Origin of the sequence: Deinococcus aerophilus, assembly GCF_014647075.1 — a bacterium.
Taxonomy (GTDB): domain Bacteria; phylum Deinococcota; class Deinococci; order Deinococcales; family Deinococcaceae; genus Deinococcus; species Deinococcus aerophilus.
On record NZ_BMOM01000070.1, the window covers coordinates 1 to 2,082 of the forward strand.

General features: G+C 68.3%; 2 protein-coding genes. Both read left to right on the forward strand.

What is annotated here, in order from left to right; genetic code table 11:
• Positions 1-1,071: galactose-1-phosphate uridylyltransferase (galT, locus tag IEY21_RS16585; RefSeq protein ID WP_229753190.1), on the forward strand; the 1,071-nt coding region annotated here is incomplete at its 5' end.
• A partial coding sequence (galK, locus tag IEY21_RS16590; RefSeq protein ID WP_188905447.1) for a galactokinase occupies positions 1,058-2,082 on the forward strand: 1,025 nt, incomplete at its 3' end. The genes galT and galK, both read left to right, overlap by 14 nt.

Sequence of the window (2,082 nt, forward strand, 5' to 3'; positions counted from 1 at the left end):
GATGGCCGCGCGCTGACGCTGTACGGCTTGGCGCCCATCGTGGTCACGTCCGAGATTCCCAGCCCCAGCCCGGAGCCGGTCGACGCCCGCCCAGTGATGCGCTGGCACCCCCTGCGCGGCGAGTGGGTCATGTACGCCACGCACCGCATGGGCCGCACCTTCCTGCCTCCACCCGAATACAATCCCCTCGCGCCGACTTCGGACCCGGCGCACCCGACCGAGTTGCCACGCGGCACCTACGACCTCGCGGTCTTCGAGAACCGCTTTCCCAGCCTGACCCTGAACGCCCCCGATCCCCAGGGTGGCCCCGCCGGCACCCGGGCGGGCGTGGGGGCGTGCGAGGTCGTGGTCTTCAGCCAGGACGCGACGGGGCGGCTGGCCGACCTGAGCGACGCTCAGATGCAGCTGTTGCTGGACGTCTGGGCCGACCGGACCACGCGGCTGGCCGCCACGGGAAAGATCAAGAGCGTGCTGGCCTTCGAGAACCGCGGCGTGGAGGTGGGCGTGACGCTGCACCATCCCCACGGCCAGATCTATGCCTACGACCACGTCCCGCCCGTGGCGGGACGCATGCTGACCCACGCCCAGGTCCATCACGAACAGACCGGGCGGGCGTGGCTGGCCGACTTCGTGACTGATGAGCGGGCAGCGGGTGAGCGCATCGTGCGCGACGAGGGTGAGGCACTGAGTGTAGTGCCACCGTTCGCGCGCTACACCTACGAGACGTGGATTCTTCCGGCACGGCCCGTTTCGCTGCTGTCTGAATTGACTGTGGAGGAACGCGCTGCCTTCGCCCGCGTCCTGAAAGACGCCCTGCTGCGCCTGGACGCGCTGTTTGGTGTGCGGATGCCGTACCTGCTGACGGTGCATCAAGCGCCGCTTGATGCAGCCCACCCCGAGTTTCCATTGCACATCGAGCTGTACCCGTACCTGCGGGCACCGGGCCGCATGAAGTATCTGGCGGGCACCGAACAGGGCGCGGGCGAGTTCGCCAACGACAAACTGCCGGAAATGGCGGCGGCAGAACTGCGCGGCCTGCAACTGGAGGAGGTGAGGCTTGAACACCTTTGAGAGCGTCTTCGGTCATCTACCGGCCGTGAGCGCCTCGGCACCGGGGCGGGTGAACCTGCTGGGCGAACACACCGATTACCAGGGCGGATTCGTGCTGCCCACCGCCATTCCGCAGCGGACGACGGTGGCCGTCGGTCCCAACAACACGGGTGAACACGTGCTGTACAGCGCCAACCTGGACCGGACGCTGCGCGTGCCGGTGGGTGAGGTGGGCACGGACTTCGCCCCCTACCTCACCGGCTGCCTGAACCTGAGCGGCGTGACCGAGGGACTGAACATTCACGTCTTCAGCACCGTGCCCAGCGGCGGGCTGAGCAGCAGCGCGGCGCTGGAAGTGGCCACCCTACGGGCGCTGCGTGAGCTGTACGGGCTGGCGCTGGACGACGTGGAACTGGCCCTGAGGGGCGTGCAGGTGGAACACCAGTTCGTGGGCGTTCAGTGCGGCGTGATGGACCAGCTCGCGAGCAGTCTGGCCGACACCCGGACCATGTTGCTGATCGACACCCGCAGTCTGGAACGCCGCACCGTGCCGTTTCCGGCGGGGGCCGAGGTGCTGGTCATCGACTCCGGGGTACCGCGCCGTCTGGCCGAGAGTGGGTACAACGAACGCCGCGCCCAGGTCGAGGAAGCCTCACGGCTGCTGGGCGTCAAGGAACTGCGCGACGTGAGCGACATCAGCGTCGTGGAAGCGCTGCCTTCACCGCTGAAAGAACGTGCCCGGCATGTGGTGTCTGAAAATGCCCGCGTGCTCGCCGCGCTGGACGCACCGGCCCCCAGGTTCGGCCAACTCATGAACGCCGCCCACGCCAGTCTGCGCGACGACTATGCCGTGTCACATCCACGGGTGGACGAGCTGGTGGCCCTGTTGCACCTTCATCCCGACGTGTATGGCGCCCGCATGACCGGTGCAGGCTTCGGCGGCGCGGTGGTCGCGCTGGTACGCGAGGGGACCGCCGCGGCGGTGGGCGCAGCCGTGCTGGGCAATTATGGCGCCCTGGGAACGGTGGTCGT